At 64.6% G+C, this 4,757-nt stretch carries 4 protein-coding genes; 2 read left to right on the top strand and 2 right to left on the bottom strand.

All coding sequences use genetic code 11. The features are described 5' to 3' along the window. Positions 1-137: 137 nt before the first annotated feature. Complete coding sequence (locus EN969_RS17485) at positions 138-992, bottom strand: LysR substrate-binding domain-containing protein (protein WP_127419269.1); 855 nt, start codon at positions 990-992, stop codon at positions 138-140. 113 nt (positions 993-1,105) lie between these two features. Between EN969_RS17485 and EN969_RS17490 the strand changes: the two genes are divergently transcribed. Both EN969_RS17490 and EN969_RS17495 read left to right on the top strand, forming a co-directional pair. Then, the gene (locus EN969_RS17490) at positions 1,106-1,513 is read left to right on the top strand and encodes a 4-oxalocrotonate tautomerase family protein (RefSeq protein WP_013532540.1); all 408 of its coding nucleotides are present in this window, start codon (positions 1,106-1,108) and stop codon (positions 1,511-1,513) included. Between the two features lie 123 nt (positions 1,514-1,636). Continuing rightward, on the top strand, positions 1,637-3,859 hold the full coding sequence (locus EN969_RS17495; RefSeq protein WP_013532541.1) for an AMP-binding protein: 2,223 nt from the start codon (positions 1,637-1,639) through the stop codon (positions 3,857-3,859). A gap of 27 nt (positions 3,860-3,886) precedes the next feature. Here EN969_RS17495 and EN969_RS17500 read toward each other — a convergent pair whose 3' ends face one another. Further along, positions 3,887-4,633 (bottom strand): phosphatidylcholine/phosphatidylserine synthase, encoded by a 747-nt coding sequence (locus tag EN969_RS17500; protein WP_224621703.1) that lies wholly within the window; start codon positions 4,631-4,633, stop codon positions 3,887-3,889. Positions 4,634-4,757 lie beyond the last annotated feature (124 nt).

Below are 4,757 nucleotides of genomic sequence, written 5' to 3' on the forward strand. Positions count from 1 at the left end.
CCCCAAGTCCCCCCAAACCCCTCGGCCCGTCCTACTCCAAGCCGACCGTAAGGTCGGCTTTTTCTTTGCCGCTTGCCGACCGCAAGGTCGGCTTTTTCTTTGCCACTTGGGACCGCAAGGTCGGGTTCGTTGGGCATTCAGCCCGACAAGGCAAGGTTGGCGCTGAGCAGGGTCGCCAGATCGGCTGCCGATCCATCGGCACCGGCGCGCAGCCGGATGGCGAACTCAGCCAAAGGCACCTGCGGCAGGCCAAGCTGGCGCGGCGCCTCGACAATCCCGGAATGGGCAAAGCGAGCCGTTCGCAGCGTCAGTGCGACACCGGCGTTCACGGCTGTGCGCAGGCCGGCCAGACTGGCGCTGCCGGCAGCAATGCGGTAGCGGCGGCCGGCGGCATCGAGTGCGGCAAGTGCCGCTTCGCGAAAAACGCAATATGGATCGAGCAGCGCCAGCGGCAGTTCCTCCTGCCGCGTGGCCAGCCCCTTTTGTGAGCATAGCCATATCATCGGCTCGCGCAGCACGCCGACTTCGTCCGCCGCTGCCGTCTGGCGCATGACGATCGCCAGATCGAGGCCGCCAGACTGCAGCGCCTGCGCCAACTCGGCGGAACGGCCGACCCGCAGTTCGATCCTGACGCGCGGATGGCTGCCGGCGAAAGCACGCAGCAGATCCGGCAGGCCGCTGTCGGCAAAATCCTGCGTCGTGCCGATGGCAACGCGCCCGGCAGCGCGGGCGCCCTTCAGCGCCAGCCAAGCCTCGCGATGGACGGCAAGAATGCGCTTGGCGTGGCCGACGAGATCCTCACCCGCCGGCGTCAAACCACGTCCCCGCCCCTGCGGCGCCAGCAGCGGCTCACCGACGACTTCCTCCAGCCGCTGCATCTGGGCGGCCACCGCCGAGGGCGAACGGCCGATGCTTGCAGCCGCCTGGGCCAGCGAGCCGCTGTCGACGAAAGCAAGGAAGGTTCGGAGCAGATCGGGATCGAGCGTTTCCATACTTCGATACTATCGAAGTATCATTTAAAAACAATTCGATTTTTTTGCCTAAAAGGTGGTGGCATGGTTGTTTCAACGGCGATCGGACGCCGCTCAAGCCAAGGAGAAGAAGAATGCCTATCATCAACATCAGCGTCACCGGCAAACCTGACGCGGCGCTTTCCGCTCGCATCGCAAAGGAGGCCACAGAAATCACCGCGACGCAGCTGCGCAAGGACCCGACGATCACGGCAGTTGCCGTGTCCTATGTCGATCCGCAGCACTGGTTCGCCGGCGGCAAGTCGCTGGCCGAGCACGGCACCAACACGTTCTGGCTTGATATCAAGGTGGTCGACGGCACCAACACCAAGCTTGAGCTGGAGGCCTATCTGAAGGCGATCTTCGCAGCCTTCGGCCGTCTGCTGGGCGGCGTGCACGAGGAGAGCTACGCCTTCGTGCATGAAGTGCCGGCAGCCGCTTACGGCTATGGCGGCAAGACGCAGGAATTTCGTTTCATCAGTGGACGGCTGCAGGCGGCGTGAGAAGCAGCTTCCCGCACCAAGGGAAGCAAAAGCTCCGCATTGACCTTGCTCCCACATCGTCTAGGTTCTGGCCGACACGGCCGCAAAGAGCCGAGATGCTAAAAACGTTGGGAGAGACGCGGCATGATCCTGACACTGGCGCTGCTTGCGGGTCTTGTTCTGGCCTGGCTCCTGATTGGCGTGGCGGAAAAATTCCGCCTCGGCCTACGCTTCACCCAGGCGCTGCTCTATGTCCCGTTCAAGCTTGCCTACCGGATCGGAGACAGCCGCATCAGGATCGCCCGCAAGGCGCAGGCCCCAGTCATCTACGTCATCTCTCATCAATCGCGCTTCGAGCCGGCGCTGATGCTGTCGCTGCTGCCGGAAGACACGCTGCATATTCTCGATGAGGTCTCGGCGCGCTCGCCGTGGCTCGAACCTTGGCGCGAGCTTGGCCGTACCATCGCCTTCAACGCCGAACATGTCTTCGTCAGCCGCCGGCTGGTGCGGGTGCTGAAGGGCAAGGGCCGGCTCGCTGTCTATCTGCCGGATGCAGTCGAGCCCGACGTCAAGACGTTTCGGTTGTTTCGTGCCGTCACCCGCATCGCCATGCAGGCCGATGCCAAGATCGTGCCGATCTTCGTCGGCGGCGCGCGCAGCCTGCCGGTGTCGTTGACGCCTGGGGACAAGGCGCCACGACACTGGTTTCCGCAACTGTCGATCAGCGTGCTGGAGCCGATGACCATCACTGAGTTGGTGGCGCGCAACCCCGAGCAGGCCTCGAACACCAACGCGCTGTTCGACCGTGTCGCCGAGGCGCGGCTCTTCGGCACCAACCTCGATCGTGGCCTGTTCCTGGCCATGCGCGATGCCGCCGACCGCGTCGGCGCTTCGCATATCATCATCGAGGACGTGATCTCCGGCGCGCTGAGCTACCGCAAGCTGTTCATCGGCGCCCGCGTCCTGGGCAGGCGCTTCGAGGCGGTAACGGCTCCGGGCGAGGCAGTCGGCGTGATGCTGCCCAATGCCAATGGCGTCGTGCTGTCGCTCACCGGCCTTCTGTCGGCCGGCCGGGTGGCGGCGATGATCAACTACACGGCCGGGCCGGCGAGCGTCACCGCGGCCGTGCGCACGGCGGTGATAAGGACCGTGATTTCGTCCCGCGCGTTCGTCGAGAAGGCCGACCTTGCCGATATCGTCGCGGCGGTCGAAAAGGGCGGCGCCAGGCTTCTCTGGCTCGAGGATGTGCGGGAGAGCGTCACCGCGCTGGACAAGCTTGCCGCCGCCTTGCTGTGGCGCTGGCCGCTGCAGCGACAGGACGCGGCCAAGCCGGCGGTGATCCTGTTCACCTCGGGCTCGGAAGGCACGCCGAAGGCAGTCGTGCTGTCGCACAAGAACCTTTACGCCAACGCCATGCAGGCTGAGGCGCGCATCACCATCTCGCCCGCCGACATCCTGCTCAACGTGCTGCCGGTGTTCCATTCGTTCGGCCTGACGGGCGGCACCATCCTGCCGCTGGTCACCGGGGTAAAACTGTTCCTCTACCCCTCGCCGCTGCACTACAAGATCATCCCCGAGGTTGCGCGCAAGGGGAAACCGACCATTATGTTCGGCACCGACACGTTCCTCGCCAACTATGCGCGTACCGCCAAGGACGGCGATTTTTCCAGCCTGCGCTTCGTCGTTGCCGGCGCCGAGGCGGTGAAGCCGGAAACCCGCCGCGTCTATCGCGAACGCTTCCAGGCCGAGATCATCGAAGGGTTCGGGCTGACAGAGGCGGCGCCGGTGGTTGCCGTCAACACGGCAATCCATGGCCGCGACGGTACCGTCGGGCGGCTGCTGCCGGCCATGCGCATGAAGCTTGAGCCGATCGAAGGCATTTCCGATGCCGGCCAATTGTGGCTCGACGGACCGAACCTGATGATGGGCTATATGACATCGGACCGCCCCGGTGAATTGCAGCCGCTGACGGGCTGGCACGACACCGGCGACATCGTCGCTGTCGACCGCGAAGGCTTCATCACCATTCGCGGCCGCGCCAAGCGCTTCGCCAAGATCGCCGGCGAGATGGTGTCGCTGGGTGCTGTCGAGATGCTGGTGCAGTCGTTGTGGCCGGAAGAACGCCATGCGGCGGTAGCGGTGCCGGACAAGAGGCGCGGCGAGCGCATTGTGCTGGTCACCACCGCCGACGACGCCAATCCCGACGAGTTGCGCAGATTCGGCAAACAAGCGGGCGCCGCCGAACTGATGGTGCCCAACGACATCGTCAAGGTCGAGGAAATCCCGGTGCTGGGTTCGGGCAAGACCGACTATGTCTCGACCCGAAAGCTGGCGATCGACAGGCTGGGGCTCGGCGTCGCGGCCTGAGTCGGATCAAGCACTTCCGCCGACCTTCTAACCTATATCCGAAGGCGGTACCTTCTCGCCCTCCAGCTTGGCGCGTTTCGAATAGGCGCGCACACTGAACGGCAGGAAGATCAGGTAGCCGGCAACCGAAGCGGTCAGCGTGTACCAGGGGTAGGTCATCAGCAGCAGTACGTAGAGCACGACACCCAGGATGATCGGCAACACCCTGTCGCCCGGGATTTTCAGGCTCTTGCCGGAATAGACCGGCAGCCGGCTGACCAGCAGGAAGGCGACCAGTATGGTAAAGCCGGTGGCGACGAAGGCCGCTGGACGACTGGGCTCCAGCCCTGTGCGCAGGAAATAGAGATAGAGCGGCAGCATCACCAGCACAGCACCAGCCGGCGCCGGCACGCCGACGAAATATTCGGACTGCCATATCGGGCGGTCGGCCTTCTCGTCGTCGAGCACGTTGAAGCGGGCGAGCCTTAGCCCGCAGGCGATGGCGAACAGCAAGGCCGCAATCCAGCCCGGCGAGCCGGCACGGTCGAGCAGGAAGGCATAAAGCACCAAAGCCGGGGCGACGCCGAAATTGACGATGTCGGCCAGCGAATCCATCTGGGCGCCGAATTTGGAGGTTGCCTTCAGCATCCGCGCCAAGCGGCCATCAATGCCGTCGAGGAAAGCGGCCAGCAGCACCATCACCACGGCCGGCTCGAAGCGGCCTTCGAAGCCGAAGCGGATGCCCGACAGACCGGCGCAGATGGCAAGCACGGTGACGAGGTTGGGCAGCACCATGCGCATCGGGATCTCGCGGATGCGCGGACCGCCGCTGGCATGGGCCTCGAACTTCTTATACTGCGTGCCCACGGCTCAGGAAATCCGCACGAGGGGTGTGCCGGCGACACCGCCGAATTCGGCC

Origin of the sequence: Mesorhizobium sp. M7A.F.Ca.CA.003.01.2.1, assembly GCF_003998945.1 — a bacterium.
In the GTDB taxonomy this organism is placed as follows: Bacteria; Pseudomonadota; Alphaproteobacteria; order Rhizobiales; family Rhizobiaceae; genus Mesorhizobium; species Mesorhizobium ciceri.